Raw genomic sequence first — 22366 nt, 5'->3', positions numbered from 1 at the left:
CGTGATTCTTCCGCCGCACCTTGTGCCTCTGTCCGTATCCCGCGGTGGACGTCCTGCCGACGTCTCCGGGCTCAGCAGCTCAGGCTGAACATTTCCTTCAATATCAGGACGGCATGCTCCACACTCTCCACATCGCGCACCACCATGCTGCGCTTGCCGTTCTGTTCGCGCAGGTTGCACTGACGCGGATATTTCCCCATGTATGCAATGACTTTGCCGAATGCCTCGCTCTGGTAGTAGGGGCTGTCGGGGTTGCTCACGAAGTAGAGGCTCATGCGCCCTGCCTTCAGGAAGATTTTCTCGATGCCCAACCGCTTGCCCAGGCGGCGCAGGGGGACAATCTTCAGCAGCTCCTCGCTCTCCTGGGGCAGTTTGCCGAAGCGGTCCTCCAGGCGTTGGCGGTATGCCTCCACATCCTTGTCGAGCTCCAGCCCGTCCAGCTCGCGGTAGAGCAACATGCGTTCGCTGCTGCTGGGCACATATTCGTCGGGGAACAACAGCTCCAGGTCGCTCTCCACCGTACACTCCGACACGAACTCCTCCCCGCTGAGCTTCTCCTCGCCGGCTGCCACCTGACCGTCGCCGTTCTCATAGAGCGAGGCGAACTCGTCGTTCTTCAGTTCCGTGATGGCTTCCGCCAGAATCTTCTGGTACGTCTCGTAGCCCAGGTCGGCGATGAAGCCGCTCTGCTCCGCTCCCAGCAGATTGCCCGCACCGCGTATGTCGAGGTCCTGCATGGCGATGTGGATGCCGCTGCCCAGGTCCGAGAAGTTCTCGATGGCCTGCAGACGACGGCGGGACTCCGTGGGCAGGGACGACAAGGGCGGAGCCATCAGATAGCAGAACGCCTTCTTGTTGCTGCGCCCCACGCGGCCGCGCATCTGGTGCAAGTCGCTCAGGCCGAAGTTCTGTGCCTGGTTGATGATGATGGTGTTGGCGTTGGGGATGTCGATACCGCTTTCGATGATGGTCGTCGCCACCAGGACATCGTAGTCATAGTTGGCAAAACCTAGGATGACCTGCTCCAGCTCCTCGGGAGCCATCTGTCCGTGACCGATGCAGACGCGGGCGTCGGGCACCAGGCGGAGAATCATGGCTTTCAGCTCCTCGAGGTTGTTGATGCGGTTGTTCACGAAGAACACCTGCCCGTTGCGGCTCATCTCGAAGTTGATTGCCTCGGCAATGATTTCCTCGTTGAACGTGTGCACCTCCGTCTGCACCGGATAGCGGTTGGGAGGCGGCGTCTGGATGACGGACATGTCGCGCGCACCCATCAGGGAGAACTGCAGCGTGCGCGGGATGGGCGTGGCAGTCATCGTCAGCGTGTCGACGTTCACCTTCAGCTGCTTGAGCTTCTCCTTCACCGCGACGCCGAACTTCTGCTCCTCGTCGATGACCAGCAGCCCCAGGTCCTTGAACTTGACGTCCTTGCCGATGATGCGGTGCGTGCCCACGAGGATGTTCACCTCGCCCTCCTTCAGCTCCTTCAGGATGCGGCGCACATCGGACGGCTTGCGGGCGCGGCTCAGGTAATCCACCCGGCAGGGGAAGTCCTTCAGCCGGTCGCGGAACGTGCAGTAATGTTGGTATGCCAGCACGGTCGTCGGCACGAGCACCGCCACCTGCTTGTTGTCGCACACGGCCTTGAAGGCGGCACGGATGGCGACTTCGGTCTTGCCAAAGCCCACGTCACCGCAGACAAGGCGGTCCATCGGACGGTCCTTCTCCATGTCAGCCTTCACCTCCTGTGTCGCCTTCAGCTGGTCGGGCGTGTCCTCATAGAGGAAGCTCGCCTCCAGCTCGTGCTGCAGGAAGGAGTCGGGGCTGAAGCTGAAGCCCTTCTCCTCTCGCCGGCGGGCGTAGAGACGGATGAGGTCGCGGGCAATGTCCTTGATTTTGCTCTTCGTCTTCTCCTTCAGCTTCTCCCAGGCGCCCGTGCCGAGCTTGTTCAGGCGCGGCGGCTCGCCCTCCTTCCCCTTGTACTTGGAAATCTTGTGCAGCGCGTGGATGGAGACGAACACCACATCGTCATTCTGATAGACCAGCTTGATGACCTCCTGCGTGCTGTCGCCGTTGGGGATGCGCACCAGTCCGGCGAACCGCCCGATGCCGTGGTCGATGTGCACCACGTAGTCGCCCGGCTCGAACTGGTTGAGCTCCTTCAGCGTGAGCGCCACCTTGCCGCTGCGCGCCTTGTCGCTCTTGAGATTGTACTTGTGGAAACGGTCGAATATCTGGTGGTCGGTGAAAAAACACGTGCGGAGGGTGTGGTCGGTGAAGCCTTCATGCAGCGTCCGGTCGACGGGCGTGAAGGGGATGTCGTCGCCGCGCTCCTCGAAGATGGCACGGATGCGGTCCGTCTGCTTGACACTGTCCGAGAGGATGTAGAGGCGGTAGTCCTTGGCGAGCAGCTCCTTCAGGACCGACGCCACGAGGTCGAAGTTCTTGTGGAAGATGGGTTGCATCTCGGTCGAGAAGTGCAGGGTGGCGTCGGGTGTCCCCGTCGGCTTGCTGCCGAACTCCACGCGCCGGAAGTCGAGCGTCCGCCGGGCAAACTCCTCGCCGGTGACGGTCGAGGGCAGCACCACGTGGTCCACGCCCTCCTCTTCCGCCAGGGCGACGGCTGCCTGCGGGGAGACCGCCTCGCCGTGAACCGACTCGACCTTCTCGCACGCCCAGTGGAAGTCCTTTATCCACAGCATCGAGCCTTCGGGCAGGAAGTCGAGCAGCTGCACCTCGCCTGCACCTCCGCCCGTCAGTTCCGGGACGATGGCGATGCGGTCTTTCTTCTCCTTCGACAGCTGGCTGTCCACCTCGAACGTGCGGATGCTGTCCACCTCGTCGCCGAAGAAGTCCACGCGGTAGGGGTACTCCGACGAGAAGGAGAAGACGTCGACGATGCTTCCGCGGACGGCAAACTGACCGGGCTCGTAGACGTAATCCACGCGCTCGAAGCCGAAATCCGACAAGGTCTTCTCCACCTCCACGGGGTCATACTTCCCACCCGTCTCCAGCAGCAGCGTCCGTGCCGACAGGGCCTGCATCGAGACGACCTTCTCTGCCAGCGCCTCGGGATAGGTGACGATGCAGACGGGCGACGCCCCCTTGCCCAGGCGGCTCAGCGCCTCGGTGCGCAGGATTTCGTTGGCGGAATCCTTCTGCCCGTATTTGATGGCGCGGCGGTAGGCGGACGGGAAGAAGAGCACGTCCGCATCGCCGTTTATCTGCGTCAGGTCGTGGTAGAAGTAGCCCGCCTCCTCGAGATCGTTGAGGATGCAGACGATGTAGTCCCGTTTCCGGCGTATGAAGGATGATAGAAACAAGGGAGCCGCCGAGGCGCAGAGTCCCTCCAGGTAAATGGTCCGTGCGGACGCTTTCTCGCATAGTGCGGCGAAAGCCTTCGTGTTCGAATGGCTCTCATAAACAGCTTGTAATTCCTGTATATTCATCAGCTCGATTCTAAATGCGCCGCAAAATTAAGCAAAAAATCGGCTTCCTGCACCTGGAGCGCGGTGTGAATGAACCCGTAAGGCAACGCGGCAGGCGACTTCCGCTGAACACCCCGGGGCGGGAGACGGCGTGCAGGGGGCACTCACGGACGCGGAAGGGCCCGGAATCGTCCGCTTCCGTGTCCCCGACGTCCGGGAGAAGCCGGAAACACACGTCGACGGGGGCAAATGCGCTCGGATGGTCCGGGATACGGCATTTCCGGCGCCAACTGATGTTGCGAGACGCCGGAAAGGGCATTTCCAACGCCAAAATGTTTCTAAACGTTAAGAATATGTTATATCCTGCGCCAAAACATTTTCAAAGGTTAAAGATACGACGTATCCAACTTTAAAACATTTCAAAAGGTTAAAGATGCGTCGTATCTAACGCCAAAATGTTTTGAAAGGTTAAAGATACGGCATTTCCAGCGCCAAAATGTTTTGTGAGACGCTGGATACGGCATTTCCTGCGTCCCAACCGATGAAAAGGTCCCGGAAACGCTGTTTCCTGCATCCGACGATTTCGGGAGACGCAGGAAAGGCTGTTTCCGGGACCAGAATGAAAAGAATAGGGGCTGTGTTCGGTTGCATCCGGGTTGTCCGCCTCGGGGAGGGGGTCCAGCCGACGGACGCTCAACGGTGGAGATTCGGATTCAGGATGGCATCTTCGTACGGATAGGGCGAATACATCCGGCTGTCATCCCAGCTGCCGGTCACGGGGACCGCCTCCTTGCGGAAGACGCCCGGAGCGACTTCAATCTCGGGGTTCTGCTTGCGGAACTCGAAATGCTCCTTGAAGCGGTACATGCGGAACATGTCGCGTGCCCGCGATGCCAGTCCGCCCCAGTAATAGCCGGCTATCTCCCACCCGTGTTCGTTGTATCCCGCTTCGGCGAGTTCCTCGGGGGTCATTGCCGTGGTGTAAAGGTTGGAAGCCTTCCCGTCGGCACGGTTGCGCACGCGGTTGAGCATCTCCACCGCCTTGGTGGTCACCTCGCCGGCCCGCCCCGTCGCCTCGGCAAACCAGCAGTAGACTTGCGCCAGGCGGATGACCTGCACGGTCTTCTCGCCGTTGGATGACAGGATTTGCGGGTTGGTATAGTCAAATTCCGTTCCGCGTTCGGGCGACTCCACGGACTTCATGAACACGGGCGCCACGACTTCGCGCGAGGGCGGGTCGGTGTCATACCACCAGTCGTGGAGTTCGCCGTCGGTGAGCATGATTTTGGGGAAATAGGTCGCATCCTTGCGCGGACCGTCGGGGAAGTCCTTCCAGAACTTGATTTCGCCGTTCGTGTCGCCCCAGCCGTTCTGCATCATGTCCTGGAGGATGTCGGTCTGCGGAATCGCCTGTGCCGTGCGGTCGCGGTTGTAGTAGATGCCGAGGATGACCTCCGGGTTGTTGGCGTTGTACGCCATCGAGTGCACCTGGCTGAAGTCGTCCAGCAGACGGTAATAGTACGTGCCGTCCTCCACGCCGTCGATGACCTCCTCCGCCTTGTCGGCTGCGAGGCGGTAATACTCCGCGCCCTTGTTGAGGGGCCATCCTGCCATGCACATGTAGACGTACGAGAGGGTTGCCTGGACAGCTCCCCGGCTGACGGCGATGTTGATGCCGTTGCGGGCGTAAGGCTCGGAGGTGTACATCACCGGGCAGCCTTCTTCAGCGGTCTTCAGGTCGGAGACGATGAGCGCGTAGACGTCTTCCACCGACGAGAGGGGCGCCTCGTAGTTGATTTCCTCTTCGAGCATCACGGGCACTTCGCCCCAGGTGGTCACGAGGTAGAAGTAGGAGTACGCGCGCCAGTAGTGTGCCTGCGCGATGGCCTGGCGGATGGTTTCCTCTGCCACGCCGGGCGTGCGGGCGGCGTTGTTGATGATGAAGTTTGCCGCCTTGATGACCTTGTAGCGTTGTTCCCACATGCTCACGAGCCAGGAGTTGTTGTCGGTGACGCTGTACTGGTCATGTTCGCGCAAGGGCTGCTTGTTGCTTGCCGGGTGGGTGGAGATGTCGTCGCCCGCGAGGAAGTTGGTCCCGCAGTAGTTGTTCTGTCCCTGCGAGACGGCGATGACGGAGTAGAGTGCGTTGAGGGAGGCGTCGAGGTCCTCCTTTCCGGTGAAGAATCCGCCGGTGGTCATCTGCCCCTTGGGGTCTTCGGTGAGGAAATCGCTGCACGCGGGCATGCCTGCGGCGAGGGCTGCCAGCAGCAGGAGGCTGCCTGTATGTCGGTAAATCTTTTTCATGATGGATTCGTGTTTGGGTTAGTCAATCAGAAGCTGAGTTTCACACCGAAGGTGACGGTCCGCGGCACGGGATAGGCGCCATAGTCCAGTCCGTCGTATCCCGCATAGACCTCGGGGTCCATGCCCTTGTATCCGGTGATGGTGAAGACATCCTGTGCGCTGACCGAGAGCTGGATGGCTGCAATCCGTGTGAACTTGCGCGGGATGTGGTAGGACAGGCTGATGTTCTTCAGCTTGATGAACGAGGCATCCTCCAGCCAGAAGTCGGAGTTGGCATAGTTCTTATTGTCAGGGTTCGTCAGGCTGGGGTAACGTGCGTCCGCCTTGTCCTGCACGTAGTCCCACCCTTTGAAGTAGGCGTCATGCAGACGGATGAAGCGTGTGACGCCCGTCATGGAGGAGGTCATGAAGCGGCTGATGTTCAACCGCTCGTATCCGGTGGCTGCGGTGAAAAAGACGTTGAGTGTCCAGTTGCGCCAGGTCATGTTGTTGTTCCAGCCGAAGGTCCACGCGGGACTCGCCTGCCCCTTGACGACGAGGTCGTCGGAGGTCGGTGTGGTGGTGAGCGTCCCGTCCTGTTTCTGGTAGAGGTTCGCCCCCTTCTCGTCGAATCCCTTCCAGCGGTAGACGTAGAAGGAGCCCAAGGGGTATCCGGGCTTCATGATTTGCATGTATCCGCCCAGGTCGCTGTAGTTGGCGTTGAGGACGAAGTCGTTTCCGGCAAGGTCGATGACCTCGTTCTTCACAAAGGCTGCATTGAAGTTGGTTTCCCAGACGACGCTCCGCTTCACGGGGAAGGTGTTCACGGACAGTTCCACGCCGGTGTTGTCGAGCTTGCCCTGATTCACCCAGTAGGTTCCTCCTCCGTTGTAGCGCGGCACCTGTTTCTGGAAGAGCAGGTCGACCGTCCGCTTCTTGAACCAGTCCAGCGAGAGGTTGACTCCGCCGAGGCTGACGTCCAGTCCGACGTCATACTGGTAGGTCTTCTCCCACGTCAGGTCGGGTGTGGCGAACTGATTGCCCCAGTATCCGGTGTATCCCGAGGTGCTGCCCCAGCCATACGAGGTGGATGACAGCATGCCGAGGGTGCTGTAGGAGGAGATTGCCTGGTTTCCGGTGACGCCGTAGCTGGCGCGGAGCTTCAGTTGCTCCACGAGGTTCTGCCGTTGCATGAAAGGTTCGCGTGCCACGTCCCACGCCAGTGCCACCGAGGGAAACCAGCCCCACCGATGGTCCTTCTGGAATTTCGACGAACCATCGGCGCGCAGGGCGGCTGTAAGGAAATAACGTTTCTTGTAATCGTAGCTGGCACGGACGATGCCCGAGGCGAGCGACGATTCGAAGTAGGAATTGCTCTCGTTGCGGACGGCGGCATTGCCGATGTTCCAGTAACCGACGCTCTCGTTGTTCAGGTTCGAGCCTCCTGCCTGCAATCCGGTGTCGATGGTCTGGCTCAGCTCCCAGACAGCGGTTGCCGAGAGGGTGTGGTCCCCGAAGGTTCCCTGATAGGTCAGGTTGTTGGTGTTCTGCCAGTAGCGGTGCATGTTGCTGGTGTTGTTCATGCTGTTGATGGCTCCCGGCGCAATGAGTTTCGAGGAGAAGGAGTACGAGGGGCTGTGGTCGTAGTCATATCCTCCCTGCACGGAGAGGGTCAGCCCCTTGGCTATCTTGAAAAGCAAAGAAAGGTTCGCATTGAGGTTGTAGCTGTAGGAGTCACTGTAATTCTCCATCGCCACGCCGTAGGGATTGTTGGCGTTTGCCAGGTTGTATGGGTCTCGGTTGTAAACCCCTGTTTCGGGGTCCTTCATCTCCATCGTCGGCGAGAAGCTGAGGATGTGGAACCAGCTGGGCGCCCCGTTCGCCTGGTGGATGACGGCACCGTTGAGCTTTGCGGACACGGTCAGCCAGGACCGCACGTCGGCATCCACGTTGGCACGGAAGCCGTACCGCTTGTAGGTGGAGTTGATGGTGACCGCCTCCTGGTCGAGCAGGTTGCCCGACAGCAGGTAACGCACCTTCTCGCTGCCGCCCGATATGCCGAGGCTGTAGTCCTGTGTCAGCGCGGTCTGCGTCATGAGGTTGAGCCAGTCGATGCCCTTCGTGCCGTTCCTGTAGGCTTCCAGGTCCTCGGCAGGAATCGTCTGCGAGCCTCGTATGTCGTTCAGTGCCTGTGCATACTCGTAGGCACTGAGCAGTTCGTAGTTCTTCCTCACCTTCGAGATGCCCCATTTGCCATCAAAGGTGATGCGGGCACGTCCCTCCCGTCCGCTGCGCGTGGTCACCAGGATGACGCCGTTCGCTCCCCGCGAACCGTAGATGGCGGTGGACGATGCGTCCTTCAGGACCTCCATCGACTGGATGTCCTGCGGGTTCAAGCCGTCCAGTCCGCTGGACGAGATGATGCCGTCGATGACATAGAGCGGGTCGCTGCTCTTGTTGATGGAGGTTGTTCCGCGGATGCGCACCTTGGCGCCTGCACCCGGCATACCACTGCTTGACGTCACTTCGACGCCGGCGGTACGCCCCTGCAGGATGTCCGCCACATTCTTGACAGGCTGTTCTTCAAACTGACGCGCTCCGACGGTAGAGACCGAGCCGGTCAGGTCGCTCTTCTTCACCGTGCCGTAACCCACGACCACCACTTCGTCGAGCAGCTGGTTGTCTTCCTCCAGGACAACGGGATAATTGTTGAGGCGCCGGTGCACACGGATTTCGCGGGTCGTGTAGCCAATGTACGAAACCACAAGCGTTGACCGTGGAGGCACATCGAGGGTGAACCGTCCGTCGAGGTCGCTTGTAGTTCCGGTTTTCGGGTCGCCCTTCACGGTGATGGATGCACCGATGATGCTCTCTCCATGCTTGTCGGTGACCAGTCCCGTGACACGCTTTTTCCCGTTCTGCAAGATTTCTTCCACTTCATAGGATTTCCCGGGTGCCGGCATTTCACCCTGGGCATGGAGTGCCACAGGCGAAGCCGCCACCAAGAGGCTGAACAAAACCCATTTGTGATTCTTTTTCATGATACTGATTTTAGATAGTTCCGGGAAACGTCGGGCAAAGGACGTACCAAAAGCGCAGGCTCCGCACGACCGGAGAGGATAACCGGCGCATTTTCCGCTGCTTACACATTCCGCGCATCCGGCAGTTCCCCCGCCGTCGGTGTGGAATCTGTGTAAGAAATCCACACAACAACCATTCACACCGCACACATAAATCCCAACAACTGTTGGGCAACCCAATCTTTTTTCGTTCCTTTGCGGCACAAACCTTTGCTGGAACCTGATTTATTCACATCTATAAAACCCAACAAAACATGATTAACCGATTTATCTTGAATGAAGTCTCTTACTTCGGTCCGGGTGCCCGTGAGGTGTTGCCGCAGGAAATCGAACGTCTGGGACTGCACAAAGCCTTCGTGTCAACCGACAAAGACCTGATAAAGTTCGGCGTGGCAGACAAGGTACTGAAGGTGCTCGAACAGGCAGGCATCCCCTATGTCGTGTTCAGCGACATCAAGCCCAACCCGACGGTTGCCAACGTGAAGGCAGGCGTGAAAGCCTTTGCCGAGTCGGGTGCGGACTTCATCCTTGCCATCGGCGGCGGCTCGTCCATCGACACGTCGAAGGCGATTGGCATCATCACGAACAACCCGGAGTTCAGTGACGTGGTTTCGCTGGAGGGTGTTGCCCCGACGAAGAAGAAGTCCGTCCCCATCATTGCGCTCCCGACTACGGCCGGCACGGCTGCCGAAGTCACCATCAACTACGTCATCACGGACGAGGCGAACGAAAAGAAGATGGTTTGTGTCGACCCGAACGACATCCCCGCCATTGCCATCGTGGATGCCGAGCTGATGTACACGCTTCCCAAGAGCCTCACCGCCGCAACCGGACTCGACGCGCTGACGCATGCCATCGAAGGCCTCATCACAAAGGGCGCGTGGGAAATGAGCGACATGTTTGAAATCAAGGCTATCGAAATGATTGCCCGCTACCTCGAAACCGCCGTCTTCGAACCGACCAACGCCGAAGCACGCAACGGTATGGCGGTGGCACAGTACATCGCCGGCATGGCATTCTCCAACGTCGGTCTGGGCGTAGTCCACGGCATGGCCCATCCCCTGGGTGCCATCTTCGACATCCCCCACGGCGTAGCAAATGCCTTGTTGTTGCCGACCATCATGGAATTCAACGCTCCCGCAGCCCTCGACAAGTATGTCGACATTGCCAAGGCGATGCAGGTCTACAAGGACGGCATGACCCGCGAGGAAGCCGCCCGCGCAGCCGTCGATGCAGTGAAAGCCCTGTCCGTCAAGGTGGGCATTCCTCAACATTTATCCGAATTGGGCATCAAGGCGGAAGACCTTCCCAAACTTGCCGCTTCTGCCATCAAGGATGTCTGCACGCCGGGCAATCCGCGTGAGGTGACGGAAGAAATCATCCTGGATTTATATAAGAAAGTATTATAATACGCTTTCATAACTTAAAAAGAGAAGTGCAGTCAGGGTCCCGGTCTTGTCTGCACTTCTTTTTTGTCTATCTTTCCGCCGACTTTAACCCACATAACGTATGGAAAGAAATTTTAGAGAAGCAATGACCCACCGCCGGACGTATTACCGGCTGGGCAAACGTGAAATTTTATCGCATCAGGAATTGCACAAGCTGATGGAGGCCGCCCTGTTGCATGTACCCTCCGCCTTCAATTCACAGTCGGCACGCCTCGTCCTCCTGTTGGGCGAACAGCACGACCGCCTTTGGCAGATTGTCAAGGACACGTTGCGTCCCCTTGTTCCCGCCGATGCCTTTGTCAAGACGGAAGAGAAAATCGACCAGGCTTTTGCCTCGGGTTACGGCACGGTGTTGTTCTACGAAGACCAGGACACCGTGAAGCAGCTCCAGGAACAGTTCCCTCTGTACAAGGATAACTTCCCGACGTTCTCCGAACACAGCACCGCCATGCATCAGTTTGCCGTATGGACGATGCTGGAGGATGCCGGACTGGGTGCCTCGCTGCAACACTACAATCCGCTCATCGATGAGGCCGTAGCCCGCGAATGGCAGTTGCCGGCATCGTGGAAGCTCACGGCACAGATGCCTTTCGGCAGCCCCGAGTGCAAACCCGACGAAAAGACCTTCCTCCCGCTGGACGGACGTCTGAAGATGTTCGAATAAGGTCCGCTCTCCCCGAGAGATGCCTCCCGATGCCTGGCAGACGTGTCCCACGGCACAGTCGCCACCCGTCGGGAGGCTTCTTCTTTTTCCATCCCCTTCAGGAGGAGAACATGCGTTCGTTTTATTTTACATAAATCATTATCATCCATTCCCTTCACGCAACATTTATTTAGCTAATTGTTGTTTTCACGGACGCTTCCGTTGCGATGAAGTCCTCCTCTCCCTCACGGGATGAGCATTTCCATAAAAATCTATTTTACAAAGCTATATTCATTCATTTCCTTGCCTTTCGTTTCATTTTTCCAATACCCATTTGTTATCATTTTGATTCATAAATTACCAACTTTTAGGTATTGTCCCCTAGCCTTCCGACGCACTACTTTTGCAACCGAAAAGTTCAACAAAAGTAGAAACCACGATTATGAAAACCAGTATGCTGTTTGCTTCCTGCCTTCTGTGTGCCCTGTCGGCATCAGCCCATCCGTCGGACGTAACCGACGGGAAGACCGACGAAGCGAAGACGGAAGCCTCATCGAGCAATCCCAAAGAAGAGAGTCCCCGGAAAACATCGCGCCTCCGCATCGGAGGCTATGGTGAAGCCGTCTATTCACGGAACTTCTACAGCGACAATGTCTACCGCTACACACGACCCGGGGATTACAAAAACGACCCCAGCCACGGACGTTTCGACATCCCGCATGCCGTCATCTACCTGTCCTATGACTTTGGCAAAGGATGGAAGGTGTCAACGGAAATCGAGTTTGAACATGGCGGCAGCGGCGGCTCTCACGAACAGGAATTCGAGGAGGCGGGCGAATGGGAACAGGAAGTGGAGAAAGGCGGCGAAGTGGAGCTGGAACAGTTCTGGATTGAGAAGTCGTTCTGCGACGCATTCAACATCCGTGCCGGACACATCATCGTCCCCGTCGGCCTGACCAATGCCTACCACGAGCCACTGAACTTCTTCACGGTCTATCGCCCCGAAGGCGAAGCCACCATCTTCCCCTGCACCTGGCACGAGACGGGCGTCAGCCTGTGGGGACGTGCCAAGGACTGGCGCTACGAAGTGCAGATGACCGCCGGACTGGATGCCTTCCTGTTCTCGCGCGACAACTGGATACAGAACGGCAACCACTCGACCTTCGAATTCAAGGTTGCCAACAAGTATGCCGTTGCCGCCCGGGTGGACAACTATTCCGTCAAAGGCCTGCGCATGGGCTTGAGCGGCTATTACGGCTACTCGATGCACAACACGCAGCCGCACGACCAGGAAGGTGCAGGCAAACCCTATGACAAAGTGAAGGGAGAAGTGCTCATCGGTGCATTCGACTTCACGTACAACGACCACAACTGGATTGTCCGCGGCAATGCCGACTACGGTTACCTGGGCGATGCCGCAGAAATCACCCGTGCCAAGCGTGGCGTCAGCTCGAACAACTCCCCTTACGACAAGACTTCGGTCGGAAAGAATGCGGTAGCCATCGGTATCGAGGCAGGTTATGACCTTTTCTCCCAGTGGCACAAACTGAAGGACAAAGAGCAGAAGCTGTATGTCTTCGGCCGCTATGACTACTACGATTCCTGCATTCCGGAGGCCACACAGACACGCTATGACTATACCCGGCGCCAATGCATGACCTTCGGCTTCAACTACCACCCCATCGAGCAGATTGTGGTCAAGGGGCAGTTTGCCAAACGCTTCTTTACCCATGCCTACAACGACGAACCTTCCGTGTCGCTCGGCATCGCCTACATGGGCTTCTTCCTCTGACAAGAGTATCCTCACGTCAAACCAAGTTAAACATCCAATAAAACCTAAAGCATCATGAACAGATTAGCAAAACTCCCCCTCTATCTGATGATGGGATTTGCAGGCATCTTCAGTTTCAGTGCCTGTAGCGACGACGACAACAAGGTCTCTTCTACCGACGGACTGATTTCCGACAACGAATTGCAGACCATCGTGCAACAGTACGTCGATGCCACCGTCAACCCGACTTACAAACTGCTCGCCGCAGAGACCGAAAGCCTCGCCAACAGCCTTGCCGACCTCCGCGACAAAGTGAAGAACGGCACGGTGACCGATGCCGAAATCAAAAACGTGTGCGACATCTTCCTGCGCGCCCGCTCTTACTACGAAACCAGTGAAGCATTCCTCTTCGGTGCAGCCAGCGACTACGGCATCGACCCGCACATTGACTCCTGGCCCCTCGATGTGGACGAACTCAAGACCCAGCTCAGCAACACCCTGCTCTTTGCCAAGATGGAGGCTGACGAAACCGGAATGTATGCCAATTCGCTTGCCACTACCTTGCTGGGGTTCCACGGCATCGAATACGTACTCTTCCGTGACGGAGAACCCCGTACCGCCGAGGCACTGAAAGGGAACGACCCGGACCTGAACAACCTGAGCGGCTACAATGAAATCGTGTATGCCACGTCGGTGGCACGCGACCTGCGCAACAGTTGCTTCCACATGGAATGTGCCTGGAATGCGCAAGCTCCCCAAAGCCACATCGACATCGTGGAGAACGTGTGCGAGTGGTCTGCCTCTGTCGTCGACCAGGACTATACCTATACGGACAAGATGCTGAACGTCAACAAGCCGGGCTATGGATTCGCTTCCTGGAAAGAGGCTATCAGCGAAATCCTCGTGGCAGGCTGCATCAATATCTCCGACGAAGTGGGCAACACGAAACTGGGCAAACCGGTCAGTGGCGATGACGTGAACTACATTGAGTCGCCTTACAGCCACAAGTCGCTCGACGACTTTACCGACAACATCGTCAGCATCGAGAACTCCTACATGGGCGGCCGCGAGGAGCTCCGCGACGAGAGCAAGTCGCTCCACGCATTGATGCAGAAGTACAATCCGACGCTGGACACGCGCATGCTGAATGCCATCCAGAATGCGAAAGCCAAAATCCAGGCAATCCCCCACCCGTTCGTCTCCTACATCCAGGAACAGACCGACCGCACGGCCGGACAAGCCGCCATCGAGGCTTGCAACGAGCTGAGCAATGTGACCCAGGATATCAACAACTATATCCTGGCGAACTAAACATCCTAACTACGACTAGCCATGAACAAAAAGTATTTCTTCTACAGTTGCTGCCTGGCCCTCGCCCTCGCCTCATGCAGCGACGATGACAACACACCCGGAAACGAGCCGTCTGTCACCCACGACGACTATTCGTACGTAGGCAAGGCAGTAGGCAACTTCACAGCCGAAGAGTGGTATCCCGGCGGTGAACTGGGGACGACCGACAACATCGCGTCCAACTCGTACGAAGACGAGACGCCGGCTGTCACCAACCAGGGGCTGTCGAACCTGTTCAAGTTCGGAGAATCCTTCTTCGAGCGCACCTTCAACTCCACCACCAAGCCGTTCAACGGACTGGGTCCGGCATGGACGCGCGACGCCTGCCTCACCTGCCATCCCGGATACGGTCACGGGAAACGTGTGACCAGCTACAACGCCAACGAATACGGCAACGGCTACCTGCTCGTCGTCTACCATCCCGACACACAAGGATACATCACCGAAGTGACAGGAATGCCCCAGACCCGTGCCTCCTATCCGTTCCTTCCGCCGATTGACGAGAGCGGCATCCATCTCGAATGGAAGACTGCGACGGACGGCGCCCTGCCCACGACCTTTCCCGACGGAGAAACGTACGAGCTGATTTATCCGGAAATCACCATCGACCAGGAAGCCTTCAACACCAATCCGAAACCGACAAACTACGAGGTGCGTCTGGAGTCCACCATCGGTATTTACGGGACCGGACTCATCGATGCCATCCCGGAAGAGGAGCTGAAGAAACAATATCAGACGGAAGCTTCCGCAGGTGCCACACTCAATCCTGCCATGTGGGATGCGACCGCCAACGACTGGGCCTCGACGGCATGGTACACAGGCTATCCGACCAATGCAACCGACCGTACTCCGCACATCAAGCGTTACACCTACGCACTGACCCGTGCCACCCTGCAAGACGGTCCGGGAGCCAATGCCATCTGGAACATCACCAATGTGACCCGTTCCGACCGTCCGAAGCTCTACACGACGGACGCCTGGGCAAAAGCCATGTCAGAGAACGAAGAGGTCATCAATACTATCCTGAAAGAAGGCAAGGACGAAGAGTCGTTGCTCCATCCCTACTATGCCGACGGCACCCGCGAAGGCATAGCCAAGGCTGTGGCGACCCTGCTGTCGCCGAACACCAACCAGTTTGACAATGACGTATACAACTTCAAGCCGGAGATGCAGGATGACAACTACTACGAGCTCATGGTGTGGCATCGCGGACTGGCTGTTCCCCGTGCCCGCAACCTGCACAGTGAACAGGTGCAACGTGGCAAGGAACTGTTCTACCAAATGGGATGTACCGCCTGTCACCGTCCCTCCTGGAAGACCGGCAGCGACAACTATTGGGCAGACACCGTCGTCAAGGGACAAGGCGAACTACCCAAGTACGCCAACCAGACCATCTGGCCTTACTCCGACTTCATCCAGCACCGTCTGTTCATGAAGAATGACATCCGCGGAGCCTGGTGCCGCACGACTCCACTTTGGGGACGCGGCCTCTCCAAAGCCAATACCGGAGCCGAAGACCGTTTGCACGACTGCCGTGCCCGCAACGAAGTGGAAGCCATCATGTGGCATGGCTACAGCCGTGAGAGCGATGCCTTCCGTTCCGCAGAAAAATTCTATAACCTGCCCAAGGAAGACCGCGACGCCGTCGTAGCCTTCATCCGGGCTATCTGATTACCGTTGACGGGCAGGCGAATACCGTTGTCTGCCCGTCAACCTTTTATATTACCTCCTGACCTGACCCTGTATGAAACGCATAGCCTTCTTCCTCCTGTACCTGCTCATCCTCCTGTTGAGCATCATTACTTTTGTCGAAAAGAGCCGGGGCACTCCCTTCGTTCTGGAACATTTCTACGGTTCGTGGTGGTTTGCCCTGCTTTGGGGCATACTGGCACTCACCGGCATGCTCTGCTTTTTCCGCCACAAACGCCACCGGATGTACAGTCTGTCCTTGCACCTGTCTCTGGTAATCATCCTGCTTGGCGCTCTGCTCACTTCCCTCACGGCACGTCGGGGAATTGTCCACCTGCGCGAAGGAATTCCGGTCAGCAATTACCTGGAAGAGACCGACAACGGACAGCGCGTCCGTCCCCTCCCGTTCACCCTGACTCTGGACCGCTTCCAAGTGACTTACCACAGTGGGACGAATGCTCCCGCCGACTACCGCAGCCACTTTACCCTGAATGATACGCAACGACAAACGACCGTACAAGGCATGGTTGCCATGAACCGGGTCTACACCTATCGGAACATCCGTTTCTATCAGTCCTCCTACGATTCCGACGAACGGGGCAGCTATCTGACTCTGAACAAAGACCCTTGGGGCGTAACCGTGACCTACCTCGGCTATTTCCTGCTCTTTGCTTCCCTGCTCGGTATGCTCGCCGACCCGAAAGGCAGCTTCCGCAAACTGCTTCGACATCCCGTCTTGCGCAAGGGCGCCTTCCTCCTGTTCGCTGCAGCTTTTCCCTGCCTTGTCAACGCACAGGAAGAAAAGCCACGCACCCTGACGGAGGAACAAGCCCGACAACTTGGTGAACTGCTGATCGAATACAATGGACGGGTATGCCCACTCCAGACATTTGCCATCGATTTCACCAAGAAACTTAGCGGCAAACGCTCCTTCAAGCACTATTCCGCCGAACAAGTACTGACAGGCTTTATCTTCTATACACGCGACTGGGACCACGTCCCGCTGATTCATGTCAAAAGCCGTGCCCTCCGCAAAGCTACCGGACTGAAAGAATGGGCCTCCGTCGATGACTTCTTTTCCTCAAGTCAAGGCTATCTATTGGGAGACCTCATTGGAAACTACGACCCAAGGAAAAACACTCCGGAAGAAAAGGCTGCCACCGACATGGATGACCGCCTGCAACTCATCATGTCCCTGCGCCGCAAAGAATGTCTCCGCATGTTTCCTGCCACCGATACGAAAGGGAACGTCCGTTGGTACAGCCCCGTCGACCCACTACCCCTCGAAACAGAAAGCGGACAAGCCCTCTTTGTCAATCAGGCATTCAACCTCATCTATCTGCTCGGTATTGTCCCCGGTCAGGAAGATGGATTTAAGGAAATCGTCGGAAAGGTAGACCGTTACCAACAGAAATACGGCGGTCATTCATTGCCTTCTGAACACCGTCTGAAAGCAGAACGTCTGTATAACCATATCCCCTTTTCAGACCTTCTCTACAAAATCAATCTGACAGTCGGACTGGTCTTGCTCATTCTATATCTCATCCGTCTGCTACACAAAACCACGCCCACGGAACGCAAAGGCAGGTACCTGCAACATGCCGCTGCCGGAGTGTTGCTCCTCTCATTCCTTGCCCTGACCGCCTGCCTGATACTCAGAGGCATCATCAGCCAACGCATCCCCATGGGCAATGGCTATGAGACAATGCTGGTGCTTGCCTGGTGTGTGCAACTGATTACCCTGCTGGTCATCAAACGCCTCCCCTTTCTGCTGTCTTTCGGTTTCCTGCTTGCCGGCTTCTTCTTGCTGGTGTCTTCCATCGGACAGATGGATCCCCAGATTACCCCTCTCGTCCCGGTACTGTCATCCCCGCTGCTGAGCCTGCACGTTTCGCTCATTATGATGGCATACGCTTTGTTTGCCTTCACTTTCCTCTGTGGTATCGTTGCCCTGACATTGCAATTCTTCCGTCCCAACCAACCACTACATGCCGAACACATACAGGCACTCCATGTCATCTCCCGACTGTTTCTCTATCCCGCATTGGCACTGCTGGGCATCGGTATATTTGTTGGTGCCATTTGGGCAAATATCTCATGGGGACGCTACTGGGGCTGGGACCCTAAAGAAGTTTGGGCTCTCATCAGCTTCCTGTGCTATGCAGTCGCCCTTCACGGCACTTCGCTGCCTTGGTTCAGACGTCCGCTGAACTACCACCTCTATATGACAGGCGCTTTCCTGACCGTCCTGATGACCTACATTGGGGTGAATTATTTCCTCGGCGGCATGCACAGCTATGCATAAGGGAGAAACAAGGACACTCTCAAGAAAGAAAAAGCAGTCTGCCGTGTATGATTTTTGGAGATTATACTACCTTTGCAACACATATATTTATTTATAGAAGTCACATGCAAACAGCAGACAGCATTGTTATTATCCCGACCTATAATGAGAAGGAGAACATCGAAAACATCATCCGTGCCGTCTTCGGCCTGGAGAAAGAGTTCCACATTCTGGTCATCGAGGACGGTTCACCCGACGGAACAGCAGCCATCGTGCGCCGCCTGCAAGGTGAGTTTCCCGAGCGCCTGTTCATGATCGAGCGCAAAGGGAAGCTGGGATTGGGCACCGCCTATATCACCGGATTCAAGTGGGCCATCGAGCACCGCTATGATTATATATTCGAGATGGACGCAGACTTTTCGCACAACCCCAACGACCTGCCCCGTCTCTATGATGCCTGTGCAAAAGAAGGGTACGATGTTGCCATCGGTTCCCGCTACATCAGCGGGGTCAACGTTGTGAACTGGCCCATGGGGCGTGTCCTGATGTCCTACTTCGCTTCGAAATACGTGCGTTTCGTTACCGGACTGAAGATACATGATACTACAGCCGGCTTCAAATGTTACCGACGCGAAGTCTTGGAAACCATACCGCTCGACCACATCCGTTTCAAGGGTTATGCCTTCCAGATTGAAATGAAGTTCACCGCCTACAAATGCGGATTCAAAATCAAGGAAGTGCCGGTCATCTTCATCAACCGCGAACTTGGAACATCCAAAATGAGCGGAGGCATCTTTGGTGAGGCCATGCTGGGCGTCATCCAACTGAAGCTAGACAGCTGGTTCAAACATTATCCCAAACGTAAACAATCCTAAGCCCTATGAACAGATTACTCATCGACCACGTCCGCATCATCAATGAGGGACAGACCTTTGACGGAGCCGTCGTCATCGAAGGCGAAAAGATTTCCGAAGTACTCCGTTCCGGAGAGAAGCCCCGTGCTGCATGCGACACCGTCATCGACGGTTCAGGTGCCTGCCTGATGCCCGGAGTCATCGACGACCATGTACATTTCCGTGACCCGGGGCTGACGCATAAGGCAGACATGGTGAGCGAAAGTCGTGCCGCAGCTGCCGGTGGCGTCACCTCATTCATGGACATGCCCAATACCAATCCGCAGACGACCACCCTGGAAGCCCTGGAAAACAAATTCCGGGATGCTGCCCTCAAAAGCCGGGTGAACTATTCGTTCTATTTTGGAGCGACCAACAACAATGCCCCCCTGCTGAAAGAGCTGGACAGGAATCAGGTCTGCGGCGTCAAGCTGTTCATGGGTTCCAGCACAGGCAATATGCTGGTGGACCGTATGGAAGCTTTACGCACAATCTTCCGGGAAGCAGGCATGATTATCGTGGCACACTGTGAGGACCAGTCCATCATTTCGGAAAATACCCGTCGCTATAAAGCACTTTACGGGGATGACCCGGATATCCGGTTCCATCCGGAAATACGAGATGCCGAAGCCTGCTACCGCTCTTCCTCCCTGGCAGTCCGGTTGGCTAAAGAGACCGGAGCCCGTCTGCACATTGCCCATGTCAGCACTGCACGAGAACTGGAACTTTTCAGCAGCGCCCCCATGGAGCAGAAAGCCATTACCGCCGAAGCCTGCGTCGCACACCTCTATTTCACACAAGATGATTACGCGACATTGGGCACACGCATCAAATGCAACCCGGCCATCAAAAGTGCTGCCGACCGGGATGCACTGCGCCGTGCACTGACCGACGGACGGATTGATGTCATTGCTACAGACCATGCTCCCCACCTGCTGAAAGAAAAAGAGGGAGGAGCGCTGAAAGCCGTCTCCGGAATGCCCATGCTGCAATTCTCCCTCGTCACCATGCTCGAAATGGCGGATGCCGGCATCTTGCGTCCGGAAGACGTCGTGGAAAAGATGTGTCATGCACCGGCCCGCCTGTTTGCCATCGAAGGACGCGGTTACATCCGTCCGGGATACCAGGCAGACCTGGTTCTGGTGCGTCCGAACAGCCCGTGGACGGTCGATAGCAATACCATCCTGAGCAAATGCGGCTGGAGTCCGTTGGAAGGGCACACTTTCCAATGGAGAGTGGAACGCACTTTTGTCAACGGACGGCAAGTATACAACCACGGACAGATTGACGACGACTGCCGCGGACAAGCCCTCCGCTTCCAGCGAAACTGATACGATTTATTTTTAACCCAACCTCAACATTTACAACTATGACTATCACTTACAGAATCCACGAACTGACCGACTACATCAACTGGATCTATTTCTTCCATGCCTGGGGATTTCAACCCCGCTTTGCCGAAATTGGCAACGTACATGGATGTGATGCCTGCCGCGCCATGTGGCTGACGGACTTTCCGGAAGAAGACCGTCCCAAGGCAGCCGAAGCCATGCAGCTTTTCAAAGAAGCCCAACGCATGCTCTGGCAGTTGGATGAAGACTACAAGGTTCACGGTGTATTCCGCCTTTGTAAAGCCAACAGCAAGGGAGATAACCTGATACTTGACGATGATACGGTATTCCCCCTCTTACGTCAGCAGACAGTTAAAAAGCCCGGAGACCCCTGTCTCTGCCTGAGCGACTTTGTCCGTCCGATGGAACAAGGAGTCGCCGACACCGTAGGATTGTTTGCCACAACCGTAGACCGGGAAATGGAAGAACTCTACGAAAACGACCCGTACAAACGCATGCTGGTGCATGTTCTTGCCGAACGCCTGGCTGAAGCAGCAGCTGAACGGTTGCATGAGCAGATACGCAAAGAGTTCTGGGGCTATGCCAAGGATGAACGGCTCACCATTCCCCAACTGCTGAAGGAAGAATATCAGGGCATACGCCCGGCAGTCGGCTATCCTTCCCTGCCCGACCAATCCGTCACCTTCCTGCTCGATGCATTGCTGGACATGAAGCAAATCGGTATCCACTTGACGGAAAACGGTATGATGGATCCCCGTGCTTCAGTTTGCGGACTCATGTTCGCTCATCCGCAATCCCATTACTTTGCCGTAGGAAAGATTGGAGAAGACCAGCTTGCCGACTATGCATCCCGCCGAGGCAAGAGCCTTGAAGAGATGCGGAAGTTCCTTGCCGCCAATTTAAGTGAGTAGTCCCTGGATTGCGAAAAGAAATAACCTGTAAATCTAATATCATGCTTCAACGAATCACCCTCTTCTTATTAATCTGCATGGTGTTATCCGATTGGTACATCTATGCAGCTTACATCCACCATCTCACCCGACGATGGTGGCTCCGGTTACTCTACTTCCTGCCGTCACTTGTCCTGCTTGTGACACTGGTCATCCTTGTCACCCACGAAGATTACAGTGCACGACAGACCCATCTGACAGGATTGTTCGTCATCGTCTATATGGCATTTACCATTCCCAAAGGATTGTTCTGCCTCTTCTCTCTCCTTGGCAGAGCATTCCGACGGTTATGGAAACCCGCAGCTACAGTTGGTACAGCCTCCGGTTTGTTTGTCGCTCTGTCCAGCATGGCAATGGTACTTTACGGCACTATTTGCGGATGGCATCGCTATGAGGTCAAAGAAGTCTCGTTTGAATCGGCTGACCTCCCTGAAGCCTTCGACGGTTACCGCATCGTACAGTTCTCGGACTTGCACATCGGAACCATTGCCGGTTATCCCCGTCGTGTCCAGGAGCTCGTCGATCTCATGAACCGACAACAAGGCGATCTCATTGTCTTTACGGGAGACCTGGTCAATCACCGCGCCACGGAATTGGACGGTGTCGAAAACATACTCAAGCAGCTCCATGCTCCCGACGGTGTTTTCTCCGTACTGGGCAATCACGACTATAGCACCTACATCCGATGGAACAGTCCCCGTGAGCGGGCAGCCAATCTGGAAGAGCTCAAACAACGTCAGGCCCGAATGGGATGGAAAATGCTGAACAATGCCCATGCACTGATTCATCGGGGAGATACCTGCATCGCTTTGATCGGTGTCGAGAATCAAGGTTATCCTCCATTCCCGGAAAGAGGTGATCTCCCCAAAGCGATGAAAGGTACGGAAGGAATGTTCAAGGTCCTACTCAGTCACGATCCGACCCACTGGCGTCGTGAAGTATTGCCCGACACCGATATACAGCTGATGCTTGCCGGACATACCCATGCCATGCAGTTCCTGCTTTTCGGATTTACACCTGCCTCCTGGTTTTACCCTGAGAATCGTGGAATGTATCTGGAAAACGAACGCGGCCTTTACGTCAACATCGGCGCAGGTGAAGTTATGCTTCCCTTCCGCTTTGGCGCATGGCCCGAAATTACTGTAATAACTCTACACAAAAAACAGAAATAACCATTACCTTTGCAGCCAAATCG

Annotated in this window: 13 protein-coding genes; 10 read left to right on the top strand and 3 right to left on the bottom strand. The window is 56.3% G+C overall.

What is annotated here, in order from left to right:
* Positions 1-71: 71 nt before the first annotated feature.
* From mfd to M3087_RS01795, 3 genes are all read right to left on the bottom strand, one after another.
* On the bottom strand, positions 72-3449 hold the full coding sequence (mfd, locus tag M3087_RS01805; RefSeq protein WP_249093317.1) for a transcription-repair coupling factor: 3378 nt from the start codon (positions 3447-3449) through the stop codon (positions 72-74).
* A gap of 672 nt (positions 3450-4121) precedes the next feature.
* Positions 4122-5732, bottom strand: coding sequence for a RagB/SusD family nutrient uptake outer membrane protein (locus M3087_RS01800; protein ID WP_249093315.1), 1611 nt, complete (start codon positions 5730-5732; stop codon positions 4122-4124).
* Between the two features lie 26 nt (positions 5733-5758).
* On the bottom strand, positions 5759-8752 hold the full coding sequence (locus M3087_RS01795) for a SusC/RagA family TonB-linked outer membrane protein (protein WP_410796777.1): 2994 nt from the start codon (positions 8750-8752) through the stop codon (positions 5759-5761).
* A gap of 293 nt (positions 8753-9045) precedes the next feature.
* Here M3087_RS01795 and fucO point away from each other — a divergent pair, with 293 nt between their 5' ends.
* From fucO to M3087_RS01745, 10 genes are all read left to right on the top strand, one after another.
* The gene (gene fucO, locus M3087_RS01790) at positions 9046-10200 is read left to right on the top strand and encodes a lactaldehyde reductase (protein ID WP_106484973.1); all 1155 of its coding nucleotides are present in this window, start codon (positions 9046-9048) and stop codon (positions 10198-10200) included.
* Between the two features lie 100 nt (positions 10201-10300).
* A complete protein-coding gene (locus tag M3087_RS01785; RefSeq protein ID WP_249093313.1) occupies positions 10301-10903 on the top strand; it encodes a nitroreductase family protein in 603 nt (200 codons plus the stop codon).
* Positions 10904-11324: 421 nt separating this feature from the next.
* The gene (locus M3087_RS01780) at positions 11325-12674 is read left to right on the top strand and encodes a hypothetical protein (protein WP_262918857.1); all 1350 of its coding nucleotides are present in this window, start codon (positions 11325-11327) and stop codon (positions 12672-12674) included.
* A 54-nt stretch (positions 12675-12728) separates the two neighbouring features.
* Complete coding sequence (locus M3087_RS01775) at positions 12729-13964, top strand: imelysin family protein (protein WP_022384582.1); 1236 nt, start codon at positions 12729-12731, stop codon at positions 13962-13964.
* Between the two features lie 21 nt (positions 13965-13985).
* On the top strand, positions 13986-15674 hold the full coding sequence (locus M3087_RS01770) for a di-heme oxidoredictase family protein (protein WP_249093311.1): 1689 nt from the start codon (positions 13986-13988) through the stop codon (positions 15672-15674).
* A gap of 73 nt (positions 15675-15747) precedes the next feature.
* On the top strand, positions 15748-17997 hold the full coding sequence (gene ccsA / locus M3087_RS01765) for a cytochrome c biogenesis protein CcsA (RefSeq protein WP_249093310.1): 2250 nt from the start codon (positions 15748-15750) through the stop codon (positions 17995-17997).
* Positions 17998-18101: 104 nt separating this feature from the next.
* The gene (locus M3087_RS01760) at positions 18102-18851 is read left to right on the top strand and encodes a polyprenol monophosphomannose synthase (protein ID WP_249093308.1); all 750 of its coding nucleotides are present in this window, start codon (positions 18102-18104) and stop codon (positions 18849-18851) included.
* 5 nt (positions 18852-18856) lie between these two features.
* Positions 18857-20200 carry a dihydroorotase gene (locus M3087_RS01755; RefSeq protein ID WP_249093306.1) on the top strand — a complete coding sequence of 448 codons (1344 nt, stop codon included), beginning with the start codon at positions 18857-18859 and terminating at the stop codon, positions 20198-20200.
* Between the two features lie 38 nt (positions 20201-20238).
* On the top strand, positions 20239-21132 hold the full coding sequence (locus M3087_RS01750) for a vitamin B12 dependent-methionine synthase activation domain-containing protein (RefSeq protein ID WP_249093304.1): 894 nt from the start codon (positions 20239-20241) through the stop codon (positions 21130-21132).
* Between the two features lie 41 nt (positions 21133-21173).
* Entirely contained in the window at positions 21174-22343 is a 1170-nt protein-coding gene (locus M3087_RS01745; RefSeq protein ID WP_249093302.1) for a metallophosphoesterase, read from the top strand.
* Positions 22344-22366: the final 23 nt, after the last annotated feature.

This window comes from Mediterranea sp. ET5 (genome assembly GCF_023337025.1).
Taxonomy (GTDB): Bacteria; Bacteroidota; Bacteroidia; order Bacteroidales; family Bacteroidaceae; genus Phocaeicola_A.
Note: the sequence above shows the minus strand (reverse complement) of the source record. Positions and strands in the feature narration are given on the sequence as shown.

What these genes read in the sequence shown, in the direction of transcription:
- M3087_RS01755 (WP_249093306.1), top strand. Translation starts at nt 18,857, where the DNA reads ATGAACAGATTACTCATCGACCACGTCCGCATCATCAATGAGGGACAG.
- M3087_RS01795 (WP_410796777.1), bottom strand. Translation starts at nt 8,752, where the DNA reads ATGAAAAAGAATCACAAATGGGTTTTGTTCAGCCTCTTGGTGGCGGCT.
- M3087_RS01745 (WP_249093302.1), top strand. Translation starts at nt 21,174, where the DNA reads ATGCTTCAACGAATCACCCTCTTCTTATTAATCTGCATGGTGTTATCC.
- M3087_RS01785 (WP_249093313.1), top strand. Translation starts at nt 10,301, where the DNA reads ATGGAAAGAAATTTTAGAGAAGCAATGACCCACCGCCGGACGTATTAC.
- M3087_RS01780 (WP_262918857.1), top strand. Translation starts at nt 11,325, where the DNA reads ATGAAAACCAGTATGCTGTTTGCTTCCTGCCTTCTGTGTGCCCTGTCG.
- ccsA (WP_249093310.1), top strand. Translation starts at nt 15,748, where the DNA reads ATGAAACGCATAGCCTTCTTCCTCCTGTACCTGCTCATCCTCCTGTTG.
- M3087_RS01760 (WP_249093308.1), top strand. Translation starts at nt 18,102, where the DNA reads ATGCAAACAGCAGACAGCATTGTTATTATCCCGACCTATAATGAGAAG.
- M3087_RS01750 (WP_249093304.1), top strand. Translation starts at nt 20,239, where the DNA reads ATGACTATCACTTACAGAATCCACGAACTGACCGACTACATCAACTGG.
- mfd (WP_249093317.1), bottom strand. Translation starts at nt 3,449, where the DNA reads ATGAATATACAGGAATTACAAGCTGTTTATGAGAGCCATTCGAACACG.
- M3087_RS01770 (WP_249093311.1), top strand. Translation starts at nt 13,986, where the DNA reads ATGAACAAAAAGTATTTCTTCTACAGTTGCTGCCTGGCCCTCGCCCTC.
- M3087_RS01800 (WP_249093315.1), bottom strand. Translation starts at nt 5,732, where the DNA reads ATGAAAAAGATTTACCGACATACAGGCAGCCTCCTGCTGCTGGCAGCC.
- M3087_RS01775 (WP_022384582.1), top strand. Translation starts at nt 12,729, where the DNA reads ATGAACAGATTAGCAAAACTCCCCCTCTATCTGATGATGGGATTTGCA.
- fucO (WP_106484973.1), top strand. Translation starts at nt 9,046, where the DNA reads ATGATTAACCGATTTATCTTGAATGAAGTCTCTTACTTCGGTCCGGGT.